The 19,606-nt window shown below is 61.3% G+C and carries 11 protein-coding genes; 9 read left to right on the top strand and 2 right to left on the bottom strand.

The features are described from left to right. Positions 1–104: 104 nt before the first annotated feature. The 7 genes from ACPFMJ_RS07950 (at position 105) to ACPFMJ_RS07920 (ending at position 11,917) form a co-directional block, all read left to right on the top strand. Complete coding sequence (locus ACPFMJ_RS07950) at positions 105–1,649, top strand: efflux transporter outer membrane subunit (protein WP_424363275.1); 1,545 nt, start codon at positions 105–107, stop codon at positions 1,647–1,649. A gap of 104 nt (positions 1,650–1,753) precedes the next feature. Continuing rightward, positions 1,754–5,338 carry a glycosyltransferase gene (locus tag ACPFMJ_RS07945; protein ID WP_424363274.1) on the top strand — a complete coding sequence of 1,195 codons (3,585 nt, stop codon included), beginning with the start codon at positions 1,754–1,756 and terminating at the stop codon, positions 5,336–5,338. Positions 5,339–5,398: 60 nt separating this feature from the next. Continuing rightward, positions 5,399–6,490, top strand: a complete 1,092-nt coding sequence (locus tag ACPFMJ_RS07940) for a tetratricopeptide repeat-containing glycosyltransferase (RefSeq protein ID WP_424363273.1) — start codon at positions 5,399–5,401, stop codon at positions 6,488–6,490. A 170-nt stretch (positions 6,491–6,660) separates the two neighbouring features. Continuing rightward, positions 6,661–7,920: a glycosyltransferase gene (locus tag ACPFMJ_RS07935; RefSeq protein WP_424363272.1), complete on the top strand. Its 1,260-nt coding sequence runs from the start codon at positions 6,661–6,663 to the stop codon at positions 7,918–7,920. A gap of 234 nt (positions 7,921–8,154) precedes the next feature. After that, on the top strand, positions 8,155–9,024 hold the full coding sequence (locus tag ACPFMJ_RS07930) for a hypothetical protein (RefSeq protein WP_424363271.1): 870 nt from the start codon (positions 8,155–8,157) through the stop codon (positions 9,022–9,024). Between the two features lie 281 nt (positions 9,025–9,305). After that, positions 9,306–11,288, top strand: a complete 1,983-nt coding sequence (locus ACPFMJ_RS07925; protein WP_424363270.1) for an alkyl/aryl-sulfatase — start codon at positions 9,306–9,308, stop codon at positions 11,286–11,288. Between the two features lie 62 nt (positions 11,289–11,350). Continuing rightward, positions 11,351–11,917 (top strand): hypothetical protein, encoded by a 567-nt coding sequence (locus tag ACPFMJ_RS07920; RefSeq protein WP_424363269.1) that lies wholly within the window; start codon positions 11,351–11,353, stop codon positions 11,915–11,917. A gap of 16 nt (positions 11,918–11,933) precedes the next feature. Here the strand turns inward: ACPFMJ_RS07920 and ACPFMJ_RS07915 are convergent, their stop codons facing one another. Continuing rightward, positions 11,934–13,502 (bottom strand): efflux transporter outer membrane subunit, encoded by a 1,569-nt coding sequence (locus ACPFMJ_RS07915; protein ID WP_424363268.1) that lies wholly within the window; start codon positions 13,500–13,502, stop codon positions 11,934–11,936. Positions 13,503–13,850: 348 nt separating this feature from the next. Here ACPFMJ_RS07915 and ACPFMJ_RS07910 point away from each other — a divergent pair, with 348 nt between their 5' ends. Together ACPFMJ_RS07910 and ACPFMJ_RS07905 are read left to right on the top strand one after the other, a co-directional pair. Next, positions 13,851–14,900, top strand: a complete 1,050-nt coding sequence (locus tag ACPFMJ_RS07910; RefSeq protein ID WP_424363267.1) for an efflux RND transporter periplasmic adaptor subunit — start codon at positions 13,851–13,853, stop codon at positions 14,898–14,900. Beyond that, on the top strand, positions 14,897–17,935 hold the full coding sequence (locus ACPFMJ_RS07905; RefSeq protein WP_424363266.1) for an efflux RND transporter permease subunit: 3,039 nt from the start codon (positions 14,897–14,899) through the stop codon (positions 17,933–17,935). The genes ACPFMJ_RS07910 and ACPFMJ_RS07905 overlap by 4 nt, the downstream gene beginning before the upstream one ends. A 51-nt stretch (positions 17,936–17,986) precedes the next feature. On the opposite strand, the gene ACPFMJ_RS07900 is transcribed toward ACPFMJ_RS07905, so the two are convergent. Next, on the bottom strand, positions 17,987–19,561 hold the full coding sequence (locus ACPFMJ_RS07900) for a Na/Pi cotransporter family protein (RefSeq protein WP_424363265.1): 1,575 nt from the start codon (positions 19,559–19,561) through the stop codon (positions 17,987–17,989). Between the last annotated feature and the right edge of the window lie 45 nt (positions 19,562–19,606).

The following is a 19,606-nucleotide window of genomic DNA, read 5'->3' as shown; positions in this document are numbered from 1 at the left end:
AAATAGAAAACAAGTGGCGGAATAGCCAAGCTGTAATAAGTAAAAATACTCAATAGAAGACAGTCCGGCTTTAATATAAGCTCGGCCGTCTATCGGAGGCAGGATTGGCTAAGCCCAATTACGTACGTAGCGGCGTCTCGGCCATGCTGCCGTTGTTTGGCTTTATTTCCTTGGCCGGCTGCGATCTCACCTGGGATAAACCGGACCTCGCGATTCCGCCGCCGGAGAAATTCCGGGAAAGCAAACTGCTCTCTTCGACGCCCATCGGCCGAGGACCGGACTTTGCGGTCAAGTTCGGTTCGAAGGAGTTGACCCGGCTCGTCGAGGATTCGGTCGGCGACAATCTCGACATCGCGGCCGCGGTCGCGCGCATCACGCAAGCCGATGCGCAGGCGCGCGTCTCGAGCGCGGCGCTTTGGCCGAACGTGTCCATGCAGGACATCGTCCGCACGACGCGCGTGCCGGGAACCACCACGAATATCGGTTCCGCGAGCACCGGCTTCAATCCGGCGACGAACAGCGTCCAGCCCGGCGGCGCCTCGGGCTTTTCCTCCCGACATTTCGGCTTCTTCCAGCTTGGCCTCAATGCAAGCTACGAGATCGACTTCTGGGGCAAGAACGAGGACGCGTCCTATACGGCGCGCATCCTGGCGAACGCCAGCCGCTTCGATCGGGACACGGTCGAGATCTCGACCGTCTCCTCCATCATCAACGCCTATTTCCAGCTTCTCGCGGCGCAGGACCGTCTGCAGATCGCGCGCAACAACGTCGCCATCGCCGAGCGTGTCAACCGCGCGATCCAGGCGCGCTTTCAGGCTGGCACGGCGAGCGTGCTGGACACGGCCCAGCAGGAATCCGTGGTCGCGCGGGAGCGCGCTACGATCCCGCCGCTGGAGCAGACGGTGCGCCAGACGCGCAATCAGCTCGCGGTTCTGATCGGAAGGACGCCCGAGAGCGTCAATGTGCAGGGCGGGTCGCTGACGCGATTGACCTATCCGCGCGTCGCGCCGGGCTTGCCTTCTGAAGTGCTTCTCCGCCGCCCCGACGTCGCTTTTGCCGAAGCGCAGCTTGCGTCGCAGGAGTTCTCCGTTCTGCAGGCGCGGGCGGCCTTCTTCCCGTCGATCCAGATCACGGGACAGTATGGCCTTCAAAGCGCCTTGCTGCGAAATCTGGGGCGTCCCGAGGCGATCGCCTGGCAGATCGCCGGCAGTCTCACGCAGCCGATTTTCGACGGATTTTTTCTGCAGGGCCAATACGACCTGCAAAAAGGCCGCTACGCCGAATTCGCCGCTCTCTATCGCAAGCAGATTCTGACCGCGTTGGCCGATGTCGAAAACGCCCTGATCGCAATGAAGGAGACCGAACGGCAGGTGAGGCTGCAAGCAGTCGCAGCATCCGCGGCGCAGCGCGCGCTTACGGCGGCGGAGATGCGTCTCCTGGAAGGCACGATCGACATCATCACGCTGTCGACGACGCAGACGACGCTTTTCGAGGCGCAGGATCTGCTCGCGCTTGCGCGTCTCGCCTATTTTCAGTCGGCCACGAGCCTTTATCAGGCGCTTGGCGGCGGCTGGTCGCCGACGACGCGCAATGCGGAAATCGCGAGCGCCAACGCGGCTTATGAGGCGAATAAAGGGCTGTTTCCATGAACGCCGCCCCGACACGCTCGAGTGGATCCTTGCGCCCGCCCTAGCTCAGACGTCCCTTTCTTCGCCCCGGTTCGACCCGCGCATCAGAGAGGAAGACGAACGACATGACGAAGCTTTGCCTGTCGATGATCGTGAAAAACGAGATGGCGAATCTCGAAAGATGTCTTCGCTCCGTCGCGGATCACATCGATTACTGGGTGATCGGCGACACCGGCTCCACAGACGGCACGCAGGATTTCATCCGGTCCTTTTTCGATCAGCAGAATGTTCCGGGCGAATTGCACAGCTTTCCATTCGTGAATTTCGAACAGGCGCGCAATGAAGGGCTGCGTTGCGCTTATGACAGCAAGCGCGCCTTCGATTACATCCTTTTCACCGACGCCGACATGGAGCTCCTTGTCGAGGATCCCAATTTTCGTTCGCGTCTCGAAGGCCCTGGCTATCAGCTCGTGCAGCGCACGTCGTCCGGGCTTTTCTACTGGAATACGCGGATCGTGCGCCGGGATGTCGGCGCCTGGTATCGCGGCGTCACGCATGAATATGTCGACGTGCCCGGCGGTTCGACGCAATTATCGGGCCTCTGGTACATGGACCATGCCTGCGGCTCCAACCGCGTCGACAAATTCGAGCGCGACATTCGCTTGCTGAAGCAGGGGCTGAAGGACGATCCGAAAAACATTCGCTATCATTTCTATCTTGCGCAATCTTATCGCGACGCCGGGAAAAAGAAGGAGGCCGCCGAAGCCTACGCCAAGCGTATCGCTTTGGGTGGATGGGATGAAGAAGTCTATGTCGCGCGTCTGGAGCGCGCTAGATGCCTGCGCGACATCCAAGACGAGAGCGGCTTCGTCAAGGAAGAACTGACCGCTTTCAACCAGCGGCCGACCCGTGCGGAGCCCTTATACGACCTCGCGCGCTATTACCGCATCAAGGGTTGGAACGACGTCAGCGCGATGTTCGCCGAGCGTGGTCTCGAAATTCCGGTCCCCGCCGAGGACGTGCTCTTTGTCGAAGAGTGGATCTACTGCTTCGGACTGAAAGAGGAATATTCGATCGCTGCGAACTATGCGCGCGATCCCGCCCGAAAGGAAAGAGGCTTCGTCGCCTGCGAATGGCTAGCGCTCAATCGGGACACGCCGCCCGGCCCCGCGCAGCTCGCTTACTCCAATCTGCAATATTACGTCCTTCCGCTCACCGCCTTCGCGCCGTCCTTTTCGGCGCGGCGCCTCGCCTCCGTTTCTTCGGATGCGCAAAAGGCTTTCACCCCCTCCGTCGCGGTGCGCGGCGATGACGCATTCGTTCTTCAGGGCGTCATGAACGCAGAAGGGTCGGTTCGCTATTTCCTGTCGCGTTACGACAGAGAATTGCAGTTGCAAGGCGCCGCCGAAGCGCGCATTCCCGAAGAGGCGCCGCTGGGACGGGAGATGGCGGATGCTAGGCTCTTTGCGCTGCGCGGCGAATTGCACTGCACGGCAAGGCGGGGCTCAGACAAACACGTCATCGCGCGCATCGATGAGAGCGGTGTCGAGCCATTTCGCTTGTGCGATTGGCGCAGCCTCGAAACGGGAGCCGATCACCCTTCCACAGTGTGGATTCCGCAGGTCGCGGGCGAGACGCTTGGCTTCATCTCTTCCTGCGATCCCATTCGCATCCTCGACGAGCAGGGCCGCCTTGTTGCAGAGACAAATCCCGGAATCGACGCAAGAAGCTTTGCAGGCGGCGCGCAGGCGATCGAGTTCGACGGTGGCTGGCTCACCCTTATTCACGAGGCGCATGAAGCGCCGCAGGCTCTCCTCCGAAGCCGCTTCGTGTGGCTCGACGCAGATAACGAGTTACGCGCAATCAGCCGTCCGTTTTTCTTCCAGGAACGGGGAGCGGAGCGGGTCGGAGGCTTGGCCTGGGCTCCCGACGGGTCGCGCCTGCTGATATCCTACAGCACGACCGAGCGAGACGGCTGGTTGGCTTCCGTCGATGCGAGCGAGATCCGAAACGCCCTTCGGTCGATCGATCTCATCCTGTCCGGCGCGAGCATGAAACGCAGCCAGGATGGCGTCGCGCGCAGACGCGAGGCGCGTTCGCAGAGCCTTGCAAGAAGACCCGCCCGTGCTGTAACGGAAGCGGGCGCGAGCACGGCGGACATCATCCATTCGCTGGCTCCCTATCTGAAGGACGCCGATTCCGTCGTCGACAGGGTCCAGAGCTCCCGTAATTTCGACGCCCATATCACGCCCTACCTGAAGCGCCGCGACCTCTCGGCGCTGCCGCCGATACACTGCTTCTACGAAGCGCTTTCCGACAGCGCGAACCACGACAGCCTGATCGCCGCGACGACGTCGATGGTCGCTGCGGGGCATCAGGTGAAGGTGTGGACATACACGCCCGACCGCTTGGCCTTCCTGCGCGAATGCGGCGTTCAAACCGCACCCGCAGAGGACATCGTCCCGCGCGGCCTGTTCGAGCGCATTCTCGGCAGCTCGGAGATTCGCTATTTCAGCGACATATTCCGCTACGCCGTGCTCTACGAGCATGGCGGCCTTTGGATGGACACCGACGTCGTTCTGCTTCGGTCCTTCCCCTTCTGCGGCGATTATTTCTTCAATCTGCAATGGCGCGCCGGCGCTGCAAATGAGCACTTCATCTGCGGCAACGTCATCTATGCGAAGAAATATAGTCCCCACATCCGGGCGCTCTATGAAGCCGCCGTTTCGCTCGCAAAGGAGCCGCATTCTGGCGCCTTTGGAGATGTCGGGCCGAAGCTGCTGTCGGATTATGTCTGCTCAAAGGAAGGCGCCGAATTGCGGGACTGGGTCTTCAGTCCAATGTTCTTCAACTCGATCGACTGGACCGAAACAGATCGCTTCGATCTGTCGATCATGGAGAACAGCGCTTTCCTGAACGACGAGCGCGTCTTCGGCGTCCACCTATGGAATGCGAAGACAAACCAGCACATAAGGGAAGGGCGCTCGCTGATATCGCAGCTTACGAAGCCCACGGAATACTTTCCGAGCTTCACGGCGCTTGCGGACCGTTTCGAAACGGACAAAAACCGGCGCACGGGTAATGCGCATTTCTACGCCCGCGTCTTCGAAGGTCTGCTTGCAGGCAGGCGGCTCAGTGTAAAGCGGATCGTGGAAATCGGGCTCTGCCGGGGATTGCCCGAAGGGCGGCAGGTCGAGGAATCCTCGATCGGAATGTGGCTGCGCTATTTTCCTTTCAGCCATGTCATCGGCGTCGATGCAAAGGGCGGAGCCCAGTTCAACCACGATCGATTCATGTCGCTTCGCTGCGACGCCTCCGAGGCCGGCCAGCTTCGGGAGCTTGTGGGGACGCTCGGCGCCGCCTCAACCGACGTCATCGTCGACGATGGGACACATGCCTCGCTCGATCAACAAACGAGCCTCGTCGAATTATTTCCGCTTCTTTCTCCGGGGGGCTGGTATTTCATCGCTGCGCTCGACTGGCAGCCGCCGGGCGAAGACAGGCGGCGCGTCACGCCCACCAAAGATCTCTTGCGCGAAATCCAGCGCTACAACTCGACGAAGTCCGTCGATCCGGCGGGCGTCGGCGAGCTTTCGCGTGATTTTGAGGAGATCCTGTTCTTCGACAGCCACTATGAATTGGCGCGCGCCAATCTGCTCGGCGGTCTCGTCGCCATTCGCAAGCGTGGGGGCGCTGGCTTCGTCCCTTAGAAGAAGAAATTGGCCGCCGACAAATGTCGATCTCATTCGTAAACGCCGGGGAGTTCGTCAGTGAAAGTCGCAGTCTACAGCATCGCCTTGAATGAGGGCGCGCATGCAGAGCGCTGGGCCAATTCGGCCGTCGACGCGGATTACCGCATTGTCGGCGACACCGGCAGCGCCGACGATACGGTCGAGAGACTGACGCGCGCCGGCGTCACCGTGCATAGCATCGCCATTCGCCCCTGGCGCTTCGACGATGCGCGAAACGCGGTGATGGCGCTGATCCCTTCGGATGTGGACGTCTGTTTGACGATGGACATGGACGAATATCTTTCCCCAGGTTGGCGCGGCTATCTGGAGTCGGTCTGGACGCCGGAAATCTCGGCGGTGTGGTGCCAAAAAGCGTCGAAGGCGCGCGTGGAGGATTCCGACATCCTCAGCTCCTTTTCCGTGAAGAATTTTCACAGCCGCTGGAATTACCGCTTCAAGCGCCCGGTGCACGAGGCGCTCGCCTTTTCGGGTGAGCGGGAGATCGCCCGAGATTGCCCGGACATCGTGCTGTATCACGTGCAGGATCACGGCAAGTCGACGCGCAAGCAATATCTGCCCTTGATGGAACTGGCGCATAAGGACGATCCACAGGATGCGCAGATCTGTTTCTGGCTTGGGCGGGAATATGCGTGGGCCGGCTCGACCGAGCAGGCGGCCAGGATGTTCGAGACCTATCTCGCTTTGCCCAGCAGCACTTGGCCCGACGAACGGTCGGAGGCGATGCGCTATCTCGCCCGTCTCCACGAAGGCGAGAGGCGCATGCACTGGTTGGAACGCGCGCGGCTCGAGGCGCCGCATCGACGCGAGATCTGGCTCGATCTCGCGGAAGAGCTTCACAATCAGGGCGACTGGACGAACCTCTTCTGGGCTTGCGCGAGTGGGATCGAAAAGACCCGGCGCACGGGAACCTATCTCGACGAGGAACATAGTTGGGGGTTCCGGCTTTACGATCTCGCAGCCATGGCCGCCTGGCGCCTCAATGTTCCGGAGCGCGCACTGGATCTGGGTCGCAAAGCGCTCGAACTGGCGCCGCCCGACCAGAGGGCGCGTCTCCTGGCTAACCTTGATACGTTCGAGGCGCAGCGCGCAATAACTGGAGTTCACGCGTGACTGAGACAATGCTGGAACGGCGGGCGCGGTTGTTCACGGCCTTTGGGACCGTGCTGTATATCGATCCGATCTCACGCCAATTGCGCCACGGACCCGTGGAAAGCAGTCCCGCGAATCTGTATTTCGTCGCAGAGCCGAGCTTTTCGACAGTTTCGTCGCGAGGCCGACTCATGCACGAGTCGCGTGGCGAGCGCACCTTCGTGCTTTGCCGTTCCGATCGGTGTTACGCCATCGGTCGGGACGGCGCCGGACCGGCGGAGCTGCAATTGACCCGGCTCGAGCGCGGGTTGATCGCGTTGAGGGGAGGCGACTGCTTCCTCTGCGCCGTGCCTGGCGGCGAGGTCTCCCTCTCCGCCTCGACATGCAGCACCTGGGAGCTTTTTCTCGCGTCCGAGAGTTGGTGCGGCGCCGGAGCCGGTGACAGCGATTGGCGCAAGGATGCGCGGTTCGACGTGAAAAGCGTCAAGAGCTATCTCATTCACCCGAGCATTAGAGCGGCGAGCAAGGTCGACGCAAAGGCGCGGAAGGTGTTGATTTACGGATACACCAAATGGTCGCATGGCAGGGTGTATTACGATGTGGCCCGACGCCTGCATGAGCGCGGCTACGTGGTCGATATTCTCGACTGGCAGGTTGGCCATTGGGATTATTTCGAGAAGCTCGTCTCTAGTTACGATTTTGTGATGACCGCATTGGACGGCGTCCGCCCGCTCGTCGAAGAATACCGACTGCCTTTTGAGAAGATCATCGCCATCTCCCATTCCGAGTTCGACATTCGCATGCTTGTCGAGGCGATGGGCATGGAGGCTTTCGAGCGCTTTGCGAGCTACGGGGTCGTCGGCGAGTTTCTCTATTGCGCGTCACTGACGCGGGGCGTCAAAAGAGAGCCGGTGATCGCGCAGATCGGCGTCGATTACGACGAGTTCTACAGCGAACCGTCGGAGCGGCTGGAGGCCGTCGGCTATGGTTCATCGATCGCCGTCGAGACTTTCGGCGTCGAATGGAAGCGCGGAAATCTCGCGGAGGCGGCGGCGAAAAGGGCCAATCTTCCGTTCAAGGTGGCGGGATGGACCGGCGAGCAAACGTCCTTTCACGACATGCCGGATTTTTACCGCTCCGTGGACGCCGTGCTCGTGAGTTCGCTCACCGAGTCTGGCCCGTTGCCCGCCATCGAAGCGGCCGCAGCGGGCCGCCTCGTCATCGGCGCGCCGGTGGGGCATATTCCGAGAAAGGCTTATGAAGGCGGCGCCATCCTCGCGCCGATCGAGCAGGAGAAATTCGTGGCTTTCTGCGCGGAGACGCTCTCCTACTACAGGGACCGCCCCGGCGAATATGTCAAGAAATGCCTCGACATCCGTGAATCCGCGCAGAACTTCGACTGGCGCTATTGCATAGATGGATGGATCGATCTCATCGAGGCTGCCGCGTGATTTAAATCGGTCCTACATCGATGCGGCGTGGCCTTCACAAAGCTGCAAGACGGGTTCCCCCTCAGACCTCGCATAGCTGCGTCCTTGCCGTAACGCGCGCAATGTTGCGAGAGGCGCCATAGTATTTTCAAGGTGATGGCGGGACATTAACCTTTAAATTCCTTTCTTGAAGACTCTAATTAAGAGAATGTTAACCTTGTGCTCGCTGGTGGGTTTGAAGGCGTAGGCGCTCGATTGGCGCTTGAGCAGCGAGTGGCGAAAATGCAGCCGGGAAACAGCGGCTTTAGTATTCAAGCGGGTGACCATCGCTTGATTGCGATGCTGGAGGATCTCGAAAGAGGTTTGCGTCGCGCACAGGCGGCGGAGCGGTTCGTCGACCTTTCCTTAGGCGGGGGGACACGGCCTGCGCGAAGGCGGCAGGGCGGGTCGGGCGCCTCGGCCCGAAGGGCTCACATCGCAATGCTGACTTTTGATCGCACCTTGGCGGTCATTGTCATCCTTTGGGTCGTCAGCGTGATTTGGTGCCTCCTGTTCGGCTTGGGAGCCGAAAACGGAACGCAGACCCCTATCGCAAGAGGGCTCGAAGGCGTGCATGCCTCAACGCATCGCCAACGATCCATTGAAGCCGGTCTGCTCGAGCCTCTTTCCGTATCGGGAGACGCGGAGGCGGCCGCCGTCAAAGATGGACTCTCGGCGGAGGAGTTCGAACGCGAAGTGCGTCGCGTCTTCTCCCAGAACCGCAAGCGAGCGCAGGGGGCTGGTTCACAGACGGACGCCGCCGATTACCCAGCTGATCCGGATTATGCATTCCCCTTGGCTAAAGGCGAATCCTTGCCGGAACCGCTTGCGCCGCCGACGGTCGTCAAGACCGAGCCAGCCGACCTTGCGCCAGTGGAGGCGGTCGCCCAAGCCGTAGAAGCGCCCAAGGCGCGCGTTCTGAAGATCGTGAAATCGAAGGCGGCTACCGAGAAGGCGGGGAAATCAAAGAACGCAAAGAAGCCGGCGCCGTCCGCTCAACCGGATCAGGAGCAAAGAGGGCCGGGTTGGCTGCTCGCCGCGGCGACGGAAACGATCAGCGGCGTCATCAGGAAATGGAGCCGCTGACGTGAGTGAGAAAGCGGTCGCGAAACGATGTCTCCGACGATATCCGTTTCGCGACCGCCGCCTCGTTGGAGGCCGACGCGCAAATCTCCTTGTGCTTTCGAAAATATCGAGCGTCAAAAAAATCCGATGGGCAAGCCGGACGGATAAATCGTGAAAATCCAAGAAATTGGCCTTTTGATCTGAAGGTTGGAGCTGATTCCCGTCGATCGCCTGCGCCTTGACAGCTCATAACAGGAAACTGTCTTATCTGTTTCCCCTTTGATAGGTTTTTGCTGAGGCGGATGATGCAGCCTGGAAAGATAAACGCGCAATGGATCGCAGCAGTCATCATCGCCATGCACGCAGTCGTCGCGGCTCAAGCGCAGACAGCTCCCAAACCGGCGACGGAAGCGACGAAGGCGGCCAACCGCTCTGTCCTTCAGTCGTTGAACTTTGCTGACAAGGCCGACTTTGAAGATGCGGCGCGCGGCCTGATCGCGAAGCCGGACAAGTTGACGATCAAGGATGCGAACGGGCGCGTCGTCTGGGACATGGAGAGCTACAAAGCTTTCATCGACGACGAAAAGAAGGCGCCCGATACGGTCAATCCGAGCCTGTGGCGGATCGCGCAGCTCAATTTGAAATACGGCCTGTTCAAGGTGACCGACCGGATCTATCAGGTCCGCGGTTACGATTTGTCGAACATCTCATTCGTGCAGGGCGCGAAGGGGTGGATCGTTTTCGATCCGCTGATTTCGCCTGAAACGGCGAAAGCCGCTTACGAACTCGTCACGCAGACGCTCGGACCGCGCCCGATCAGCGCGGTGGTTTATAGCCACTCGCATGTCGATCATTATGGCGGGGTTCGCGGGATTGTGAGCGAGGCGGACCTGAAGGCGAAGAAGGTCCAGATCCTTGCTCCCGAGGACTTCACCGAACATGCGATCAGCGAAAACGTGATCGCCGGCAACGCGATGAGCCGCCGGGCCGTCTACATGTTCGGCGCGCTTCTGCCCAGAAATGCGCAAGGGAGCGTCGGCGTCGGCCTGGGGCAGACGAATTCTGTCGGCGCGCCGACGCTCATCCTGCCGACGCGAGAGATCAAGAAGACCGGCGAGAAGGTGAAGATCGACGGCGTCGAAATGGTCTTTCAGATGACGCCCGGCACCGAAGCGCCGGCGGAAATGAACACTTATTTCCCGCAGTTCCGCGCCATGTGGATGGCGGAAAACGCGACCAATACGATGCACAACATTCTGACCCTGCGCGGCGCGCAAGTGCGCGATCCGCTCAGATGGGCGGCGTATCTGGACGAGACGATCAACCTCTTCGGGGACAAGTCCCACGTCAAATTCCAGAGCCACCACTGGCCGATGTGGGGGAAAGAAAAGATTGTCGATTACCTGAAGAAGCAGCGTGATCTGTATAAATACACGCACGACCAATCCGTGAATCTGCTCAATCATGGCTATACGGGCGTCGAACTCTCCAACATGATCCAGATGCCCGACGAGCTGGGGAAGTTCTGGCCCAACCGCGGCTATTACGGCACGCTCAAGCATAACAGCCGCGCGGTCTACCAGCGCTACATGGGTTGGTACGACGCCAATCCTTCCTCGCTCGACGCATTGCCGCCGGAAGAGGCAGGGAAGAAATACGTCGAGTATATGGGCGGCGCGGCCGCGGCGCTGAGCAAGGCCAAAGCAGATTTTGACAAGGGCGAATATCGCTGGGTCGCAGAGGCGGTGAAGAACGTCGTCTTTGCAGATCCTTCCAACAAGGAAGCCAAGGAACTGCTCGCCGACGCCTATGAGCAGTTGGGTTATCAGGCGGAAGGCGGGACGTGGCGCTCGATCTATCTTCAGGGCGCGCTCGAACTGCGAAACGGCGTGCCGACTGCCGGCGGCGCCAACTCGGCGAGCCCCGACACGATCAAGGCGATGCCGCCGGAAATGACCTTCGACTTCTTCGCCGTTCGACTGAACGGGCAAAGAGCGGCAGGTAAGAAGATCGTGCTGAACGTCGAGTTTACGGACCTCAAGCGGCCGTATTCGCTCACTGTCGAAAACGGCGTGCTCAACTACGCCAAGCGCGCCGCGCCCGACGCCGACGCCAAGGTGACATTGACGAAATCGACCCTCGACCGCATCCAGCTCGGCGAAACGACGCCGGAGCAGGCGATCGCCTCGGGTGATCTGAAAGTCGAGGGAAAACGCGAGGCGTTCGTGGAATTCGTCGGCTTGCTGGACCGGTTCCCCTTCTGGTTCAACATCGTCACACCATGAGGCGACGCCGGCCGATAAATTTGCGTATCGCCGTCGCCGCGTTTCACGTGGCGCTGGCGCCAATGGCCTCCGCATGCGGGTTCGACGGGCTGCTTGGCGATCAGTTCAGCGCGCAGCACGCCAAATCGCTTCCCGTGGCTTTCGCGATCAATGACGCCGTTGCGGCGGGCGTCATCGGAAAGGCCGCCCTCGCGCCGATCGAACCCGGCCAAAAAGGCTATTGGCGAGCGATGATGCGGCTGCAGCGCTTCGCGGAGCTGCTGGAGGCGACGGCTGATCGCGATGGGCTCCCGCCTGTTTCCATCCTGTTGATCGACTCCCAGCTATGGACGCGGCTGCGCCCCGGACCGGCCGGATACGAGATCGAGGCGCATGCGCTGCGCCCTGCGCCCGGCGACGTGGTAATCGTGACGAACGAATTCGTCCTTGCTGGGATCGTCGAGGGGAGCCTGTCCTCCCGTCGCGCGCTCGATCTCGGGGTGGTTGCGGTCGATGGTGACGCCAGGTTGGCGACATCGGTTCAGGATAAGATGCTGGCGCGCATCGGCTCGGATAAAACGCCCGGCGGGCCGCGGATGGCGCGCAAGATTTTGGCGCCATGGGGAAACAAGGCGGTTGGGTCGCAATAGGGCCAGGCTGGGCTCTTCATGGCCATGGGCCCTTATTCGCTTCGTAAGCTTCATTGGCGCGTGCGATCTCGGCGTTGCGCGTCGTGGGAGACCAACCTCCGCCGAGCGCCTGGTATAGGCCGACGGCCGATCGGAGATGGGCGAGACGCGCTCGCGTCAGGTCGAATTCGTAATTGAAGAACCTTTCCTGAACCGTCGCCAGCGTCACGACGTCGATCGTTCCTTCGAGGAGTTGCGCCTGCGCCGCGTCTAGCGCGATTTTCGACGCCGCAACGGCCTCAACCGCGATCTTGACCCATTTGGCGGTCTCTTTCCTGGCGATGAGCGCGCTTTCCGTTTCGCCAAGGGCCGTCAGGATGCTCTGGCGATAGCTCGCCGCCGCCTCTGCATAGCGCCCTTTTTCAAGCTCATATCTCCCCTGGAGATTGTAGCCGTCGAAGAGAGGCTGGGCCAGGTTCGATCCGATCTGCCAGGCGATGGCTTCGGGCCTGAGAAGGTTGCTCAAAACGATGCTTTGCAGACCATACTGCCCGTTCAGCGTCACGGACGGGAAAAACGCCGCGCGCGCCCGCAGCACGGAGAATTCCTGCGACGCGAGCAATGCTTCGGCCTGCGCGACGTCGGGCCGGCGCAGAAGGACTTCGGAGGGCAAGCCGGGATCCAGCCGCGGGAAAATCAGCCTGTTGAGCGATCCGCCCTCTATTGGGAGCGTTTCCGGCGTTTGACCCAGCAACACGGCCAGGACGACTTTCGTTTGCCTCAGACTCTGCTCAAACTGTGGGATAACCGATTTTTGGCCCGCGACGACAGCCGCTTGCTGACCGTAGTCCAGCATCGTCGCGGCGCCCTTGTCGAGCCGCGTGGTTATGGCGCCGAGCACGCGCTCCGAGATCTTGACGTTTTCCCTGGCGATTCTGAGTTGATCTTGAGTCGCGAGAACCTGAAGGTACTGGTTCATGACGGCGGAGGCGATTGCGATCTCCACGACGTCCCGCTCGAAGCGCGACGCGTTGGCGATCAGTCGCGCGGCGTTCGATGCGTCCTGGTTCTTGCCCCAGAAGTCGATTTCATAGCTTGCATTCAGCCCAAGGGCGAAGAGATTGGTGCGGGTCGCGCTGAATGTCGCCTGGTCTTCGAGGAGCGCCGCGGACTGGCGCTGCCCCGCGGCTTGCAGGAAGGATTGCGCAGGATTGAAATTGGGCGTCGGGCTCGCGCGCGTTCCCGGGACTTGCGTGCGCTGCGCCGTTGCGCCGAGGCCGACCGAAGGCCAGAGCGCGGAACTGGCGATGCGGGCCGCTGCGTCCGCCTGATCGATGCGCGCCACTGCGGCGGCGATCGCAAGATTGTCCTGTAATGCGACTTCGACGAGGCCGGTCAGTTCCTTGGAACCAAGTTTCGACGCAAAATGCGGCCCGGAGGCAATTGGCTTCGCCGTTTGAGGATTTGCTTCGTTGAATCGCTCGGGCGGCGGCGCGCTTAATTCCGGCTTTTCCCATTCGAGATTGCAACTTGCGAGTCCGGTCGCAGCGATGACGATGGACGCGGGAATCCAGCATCGACGCTTTATCGACCGACAGGCCTTCAACGTCGGGCCTCCTTCGTAGCAGGCGCGCCCTGCGCCCTCGCGCGGTTTATCCGATGGACGTTCAAACGCGGCTCATCGTGTCGATGCTGCATAAAAGCTGCCGCTTCTTTCGTCTTCGACAGCCCGGAAAAAGTCTTATCGATACTTGGCGGCGGAGAGACGCTTCCACGCGAGAATTCCGCGCTTTTCCACAAAAAACTTCAGCGGCGCTGTCTATCCTTGCAGACCGATGACGTTTTTCCGATTACGCCTTAAGTACAGATCCTCGCATTGATCGGAAAGTATCCATTGGGTCGCGCTCGAGATCTTCCAAACGCAATTGTCGTGCTAAGCGTCGGAATTAGCGCGTTGATTGCGTTTCTGACGCTCTCGGGTTGCGGAGGACGAGAGGAGGATGAGGCCAGCGCGCCGCGGCCCGTTCGCGCTGAGACGATCGCGAAAGGCAAATTCGGCGAGATCGTCGAACTGACCGGCAGCATTCAGCCCGAGAACGAAGTTGCGCTGTCCTTTCGCGTCGGCGGGAGAATCATCGAGCGGTTGGTCGGGACAGGCGACGTCGTGAAGCCGGGCCAGTTGCTTGCGCGGCTCGATCCGCAGAACGAGCAGAATGCGCTTCGTTCCGCACAAGCGCGTCTCACGGCCGCGCAGGGCCGTCTGCGCGAGGCGCGTAACATATTCGCTCGTGAGCAAGCGCTTCTTGCGCGCCGCTACACGACGAAAACGCGCTTCGATCAAGCGCAAACGGCCGTGGAGACCGCCCAGTCGGATATAGAGGACGCAACGGCGCAGCTCAAGATCGCGCAGGATCGCCTTGGATATACGGAACTCAAGACCGACGACGCCGGCACAATCGTCGCGCGCGGCGCCGAGAGGGGCGAAGTCATTCAGGCGGGCCAGCTCATCTTTCGTCTGGCGCGACAAGGCGGATGGGACGCGGTGTTCGACGTGCCCGCGCGTGTGCTGAACGCCGCGCGCAGAGACGCGCCGGTCGCGTTGTCATTGACCGACGACCCAACCGTCACGGCGGCGGGCAGGGTCCGTCAAATCGATCCGGCCGCGGATCCCAACACGCAAACCTTCCGAGCGCGCGTCACCATCCTGTCGCCGCCGCCGGCGATGCGGCTGGGCGCCAGCATCACGGGCAGCATTCGTCTCGATCCGTCGCCCGGCGTCGCGATACCGCCGAGCGCCTTGACAGAGTTGGACGGCGCGCCCGCCGTTTGGATGGTCGATCCCAAAACCATGGCGGTTTCGCTGCACAAGATCGGCGTGTCGCGCTTCAGCAGCGACGCCGTCTTTGTCACGGAGGGGCTCAAGCCGGAAGACATTATCGTGACTGCAGGCGTCCAGGCGCTGCACCCGGGGCAAAAAGTCCGGCTGCTGGGCTCGAAGCAATGAGCGGCCTGAACCTCTCCGCCTGGGCGCTACAGCACCGCTCATTCATGATCTATTGCATGATCGCGGTGACGATTGCAGGGTTGAACGCGTATCTGCGTTTAGGGCGCGACGAGGATCCGAACTTCACCTTTCGAACGATGATCGTGCAGGCCGCCTGGCCGGGCGCGACCGTCGACGATACCATGAAACAGGTCACCGAACGTCTCGAACGCAAATTGCAGGAGACGCGCAACCTCGATTTCATCCGCAGTTACACGCGGCCGGGCTCGACGGTGATCTTCGTCAATCTGAAAGGGGCGACGTCCCCCGCCGACGTTCCCGACATCTGGTACCAGGTGCGCAAGAATATCGGCGACATTCGCCATACGCTGCCTGCGGGAGTGGTCGGTCCGGGGTTCAACGACGACTTTGGCGACACATACGGTATCATCTACGGCTTTACCGCGGACGGATTCACGCAGCGCGAATTGCGGGACTACGTCGAAACGACGCGAACGCGCCTGCTCAACGTCCCGGACGTCTCCAAGATCGAGGTGCTCGGCGCGCAGGACGAGAGGATTTTCGTAGAGTTTTCAACCAGGCAACTCGCCGGCCTGGGGATCGACCGGTCTCAGATGATCGCGATCCTTCAGGAGCAGAACGCCGTCACGCCGTCCGGGGTGGTTCAGACCGGCGATGAGAAATTGTCGCTGCGCGTCTCCGGCGCCTTTGAAAACGAGAACGATCTCCTCGCCGTGACCATTCTCGCCAATGGGCGGCTCGTCCGTCTGCGGGACATCGCCACCATCCGGCGCGGGCCGGTCGATCCGCCGCAGCCGCTGTTTCGCGTGAACGGCAAGCCGGCGATCGGGCTCGCCATCGCCATGCGCCCCGGCGGAGACGTGCTCGCCCTCGGGTCCAACATCGCGAAAGCGATGAAGGAAATCAAAGCCGAACTTCCGATCGGCATAGAGCCGACGCTAGTGGCCAACCAGCCGCATATCGTCGAACACGCAATCGGCGACTTCATGGAGTCGCTTTGGCAAGCGATCGCCATCATCATGGCGGTCAGCTTCGTGAGCCTGGGCATGCGCGCAGGCGCTGTGGTCGCGATTTCGATCCCGCTGACGCTCGCCATTGTCTTTCCAATCATGCAAATGGTCGGCATCGATCTCCAGCGCATATCGCTCGGCGCGTTGATCATTGCGCTCGGCCTCCTGGTCGACGACGCCATGACGACGGTCGACGTCATGACGTCGCGCCTCGCCGCCGGAGACGACAAGGAAACCGCCGCGAGTTACGCCTATACGAGCGTCGCAATGGCGATGCTGACCGGCTCCTTCGTCTCCGCGGCCGGCTTCGTGCCGATCGGCCTCGCGAAAAGCTCCGCCGGCGAATATACCTTCTCGATCTTCGCGGTCGTCTCCATTGCCTTGATCGTTTCGTGGTTCGTCGCCGTTCTGTTTACGCCGCTCATCGGCGTCTTCCTGCTCAAGAAGCCCGAGGGAGCGGCTTCCATGGAGGAGGGGAGGGTCTTAAAGGCCTTCCGCCAGCTGCTTCTCGCCGCGATGCGCGCGCGCTGGGTGACGATAGGGGCGACGCTCGGCTGCTTCATTCTGGCGCTGCTCGTGTCGCCGCTGGTGCCGCGACAATTCTTTCCGGCTTCCGACCGCCCGGAACTCGTGATCGATCTTTCCTTGCGGCAAAACGCGTCGATCAACGCGAGTCAGGAAATCGCCGAGCGCCTGGACAAAATCTTGAAGGGCGATCCAGACGTCGCGAGCTGGAGCGCCTATGTCGGACGCGGCGCGATCCGCTTTTACCTTCCGCTCAATGTCCAACTCGCGCATGACTTCTTTTCGCAATACGTCGTCGTCGCAAAGGATGTAGCTGCGCGCGATCGTCTTCAAAAAAGGCTGGAGATTCTTTTTGCGGATGATTTTCCCGGGCTCGTCACCCGTATCGCGCCCCTCGAACTCGGGCCGCCTGTCGGATGGCCGGTTCAATATCGGGTCAGCGGCCCGGACGTCGAAAAAGTACGCGCCATCTCCCTCGCTCTGGCCGCCAAAATGGGAGAAAACGCTTCCGTCCGGCGCATAAATTTCGACTGGATCGAACCTGCGCGCGCGGCGAGAGTCAAGATCGATCAGGACAAGGCGCGCCTCCTCGGCTTGAGTTCGCGCGCTCTCGCGAACGCTCTCCAGGGCGTCGCAACCGGTCAGACCATCACGCAGGTACGCGACGACATCTATCTCGTCGACGTCGTCGCGCGCGCCACCGACGAACAGCGCATGTCGCTGGAAGCGTTGCAGTCTCTTCAGATCGCGCTCCCAAATGGCGGCGTTGTTCCCCTCAATCAATTCGCCACATTCGATTTCGAGCAGGAGAATCCGCTCGTTTGGCGACGCGATCGCTTGCCGACGCTGACCGTGCAGGCCGATCCCGCCGCCGGAGCGACCGCGGAGACAGCCGTCGCTTCGCTTGCGACGGTCGTCAAGGAGATGCAGGCCGGCTTACCGGCTCAATACACGATCGAAACGGGCGGCACCGTCGAGGAAAGCGCCAAATCGCAAGGCTCGGTATTCGCCCGGGTCCCCTTGATGCTCTTTCTGATGACGACCTTTCTGATGATTCAGCTTCAAAGCTTCAGCAGGATGTTTCTCGTCCTCGCCATTGTGCCCATGGGCCTGATCGGAATCATCGCCGCCTTGCTGATCTTCGGGAAGCCGCTGGGCTTCGTGGCCATTCTCGGCATTCTGTCGCTACTTGGCATGATCGCGCGAAATGCGGTCATTCTTGTCGAGCAGATCGAAACCGAAAGACGACAGCAGAGCGATCAATGGCAGGCGGTCGTCGACGCGACGACCTCGCGTTTCCGGCCGATCGTGCTGACAGCGGTTTCAACTGTCTTGGGCCTCATCCCGATCGCGCCGACCGTCTTCTGGGGCCCCATGGCCTTCGCCGTGATGGGCGGATTGCTCGTGGCGACGGTGCTCACTCTCGTCGTCACGCCGGCGCTCTATGTCCTTTCTTTCGGGATCAAGGAACCTGCCTGACGGTCGGTTCGTCTCTGGCGGTCAGCGAGAGGGGCGAGAAAGGCGAGAGACTTAAGTTTGCGCGGCAATCCGTATCGACTCGATCAGCCGCCACGAATGATAGAGGGCGCGATCGAGGGAGAGCAGCGCCTCAAGTCTTCCATCGCCCGCCGAGACGGTCATCTGTTGCATCGCCACCGATTCAAGCACACTTTCGCGCGAGGTCTTCCGATCTGCCGAGAGATGCGCGGAAGCTGAAGCGATTTGATCGTAAACGTCGGCGGGAATGGCGTGTGAGGCGTCTGCGCTGGCGCTCAGCCACGCGTTCAAGGCCGTCGCGCCGGCCAAGAGGCTCGGAGGCGGCGTCCAGTCGGCGGGAAACGCGACTCCCGCTTTCGAAAGCTCATCCAGGCGCTTGAGATGATCGACCGCGTGGCACAGGCGGACGAGGCGCGCCTCAGTGGCGCCGAGGTCGAGCGTTTCGAGGGAAAGCGTCTCGAGGAAGCGATCGATCCGAGCGATGGCGTCGTCAGAAGGCGGCGCGGCGACGTTCTCTCCCGCAAGACGACGAGAGACCGTGTCGACTTCGCGGCGCGCGACTTCCAGGGTCGCGCGCCAGGCCGCCTCTAGGGCGACCGCGCCTCCCGCTTCGGAGAGCGCCGGCTCGAGCCGCGCGACGGCCGTATCGGCGCCTGCGCCCGAGAGCCTTTCGATGAACCGCGCGAAGGCATTCAGCCAAGGGAAAAACACGACCACGCCCATCAGCTTGAAAAGGCTGCTGAAAGCGGCAAGAGCCAACACGCCGTCATAGTCGTCCAGAGAGGAAACGGCCCATGTTGCGGCGTTTGTGATCGGCTTGAGCAGGATCATGCCAAGCAGGCCGACGGCCAGACTGAAAATGATATGAGCCAGGGCCGCGCGCCGCACGGCGAGGCCGCCGCCGCCAGCGGCGCCCAAAGCTGCGCTCGTTGCGGCAGTCCCGATGCTTTGTCCGACGATCATGGCGCAAGCCTGGTGAAAACTCAGGCTGCCTGCATGCAGGGCGACGAGCGTCGCGGCCGCCGCCGCGCTCGAACTCTGCATGACGACGGTCATGACGACGCCGAGACCCGCCAGCAGCCAATAGGCGAACCATCCGTCCCCAACGAAGGAGTCGATGTTCCAGCTTATGTTTCCCATTCCGCGCTGGAGATAATCGAGCCCGACGAAGATCAGTCCGAAGCCCGCGAGGATCGCGCCGCCCGCGCGAAGCCGGCCCTTCGCAATCAGCCAAAGAAAGGCCCCGACGCCAACAAGAGGCATCGCAAAAGATGAGATCTGCACGCGGAAGCCGAAGAACGCGACCATCCAGGGCGTCGTCGTGGTTCCAAACGTGGCGCCGATCAGCACGCCGATCGCTTGCGAGAAGCTCATGAGACCCGCGCTCACGAAGCCGATGACGGTGAGAACGGTTGCGCTGGAAGACTGTATGAGCGCGGTGAACGCCGCGCCGAACAGGACCGCGCTCAAACGACCGCGCACGAGCGTTTGCAGAGCGCGACGCAGGGAATCGCCAGCAAACCCCTTCAATCCATCGGTGAGATGGTGAATGCCCAGCAGGAACAAGCCAAGGCCGCCGAGGATCGTCGTAAAGTCTGAAGCGTCCATCAGCCGTTCCTGCAGCGGGTTCCCGCATAACCTTTTGTTAATTCA

The organism is Methylocystis parvus (assembly GCF_049675845.1).
GTDB classification, from domain to species: domain Bacteria; phylum Pseudomonadota; class Alphaproteobacteria; order Rhizobiales; family Beijerinckiaceae; genus Methylocystis; species Methylocystis parvus_A.
The sequence above is the reverse complement of the archived record's forward strand: the minus strand, read 5'-3'. Positions and strand labels throughout refer to the sequence as shown.